General features: G+C 68.0%; 2 protein-coding genes. Both read right to left on the bottom strand.

What is annotated here, in order from left to right; all coding sequences use genetic code 11:
• A partial coding sequence (locus tag ABEA18_RS24100; protein ID WP_345453839.1) for a zinc finger domain-containing protein occupies positions 1–229 on the bottom strand: 229 nt, incomplete at its 3' end.
• 219 nt (positions 230–448) lie between these two features.
• On the bottom strand, positions 449–1,740 hold a 1,292-nt coding region (locus ABEA18_RS24095; protein ID WP_345453835.1), incomplete at its 5' end, for a chloride channel protein.

Raw genomic sequence — 1,740 nt, 5'->3', positions numbered from 1 at the left:
GGTAGGTCGAGGCGACGGCGCCGGAGCGGGACCGGCACGGCGAGCCCGGCTGGACGTGGCAGTGGGGGCACGGGTGCTGCTCGATCTCATCGGCGTCGGATGGGACGGTGGTTCCGGGCCCGCTGCTCATCATCTCCTCGGCGATCTGCTTTCCCGGCCGGTTCGAGGACAAGACCAGCCGAACCGATTCCTCATGGAACGCGGCATGATATTTCCTTCGTGCGGGCATCTATGCGAGGCTCCCATCAACCTGTCTCGCAAAACCATGCGGCCGCAGAGCCCGGTGGTGCGTTATGTGCGTGGGCAGCGGTTCTGAGAGGAATTCTGGGCATCGCGGCCCCGGATGGGCCGGATCGTCTGGGGGTTCTCAAAATGGGGCGTTTGCAGGAAGGGCTGCCCGTGATCAGGGTGGCCAGCCCGCTGGCGAAGTTCGCGTATGTGCTGTCGATCATTTGCTGCCTTGCATTCCCACCCGGGTGAGGTAGCGGAGCGAACGGTCCCGGTCGGTCGCCTCGGTGAGGTCGTGCAGCCTGGCCACGAGCAAATCCGACGGGCCGATGAGCCCAAGGCACGCGCCGTCGTCGTTCACTACCGCAGCTTCGGGCGCGCCGGTCCGGGCGAGGACGTAGGCGGCGTGACGGAGTGTTTCCCGCGGATGGAGCACAGGCGTTGCCTCGGTGAGCGCAGCGGCCGGTGCGCGCATGACGTCCTCGCAGAAGAACGTCTCGAGCGGATCGGTCGTGTAGTCGCGGGTCAAGTGGAGTCCGCGGCGCGCGATCTTCTCGGTGAGCACCGAACGTCGAAGGAACAGGACGGACGCGCCGTAGGCAACCACCGAGGCGATGAGCAGCGGGAGTGCAACAGCCCACGCATTGGTCAACTCGAGAGTGAAGATCACGCCGGTGAGGGGCGAGCGCATGACGCCTCCGACGACGGCGGTGAGCCCGAGTAATGCCCAGAACCCCGGGATGACGCCCGGCAAGACGAGGCCAGCCGCTGCGCCGAGTGCCGCGCCGATCATGAAGATCGGAGCGAGCACACCGCCGGAGGTCCCGCTGCCCAGGGACAGCGACCAAATGAGCGTCTTGACCACGAGGATGCCGATGATGAGCCCTGTCGTCGCGTGCCCCGTCAGCAGCTGGTCGATCACGTCGTAGCCGACGCCCAGGGCGCGGGGCTCGATGAGACCGCCCGCGCCGATGATGAGTCCGCCGATGGCGGGCCACCACATCCAGTGGATGGGCAGCCGGGAGAACGCGTCCTCTGCCCGGTACACGAGCCAGGTTGCTCCGGCGGCGACGAGCGCGCCGGAGATGCCGACGACGGCGGCCAGCGCCTCGATACCGGGCGTCAGGTGCAATCCGGTGGTCGAGACGGGGAAGATCGGTGCGGTGCCGAGGATCACGCCCCGCACCACGGTCGCGACCGCGACCCCGGCGGCCACAGGTACGAAGCTGCGGGGACGCCATTCGAACAAAAGCAGCTCGACGGCGAGCAACACGGCGGCGAGGGGCGAATTGAACGTCGCGGCCATGCCGGACGCCGCTCCCGCCACGAGCAGTGTCTTGCGCTCGTCCGCGGTGAGGTGGAGGTGCTGGGCGAGGATCGAGCCGATCGCGCCACCGGTCATGATGATGGGCCCTTCGGCGCCGAAGGGGCCTCCCGAGCCGATGCTGATGGCGGCAGAGACCGGCTTGAGGACGGCGACCTTCGGAGCGATCCGGCTGCCGCCAACGAGGA

This window comes from Arthrobacter gyeryongensis, from assembly GCF_039543785.1.
Classification (GTDB): domain Bacteria; phylum Actinomycetota; class Actinomycetes; order Actinomycetales; family Micrococcaceae; genus Arthrobacter; species Arthrobacter gyeryongensis.
This window is presented reverse-complemented; position numbering and strand designations above follow the sequence as displayed.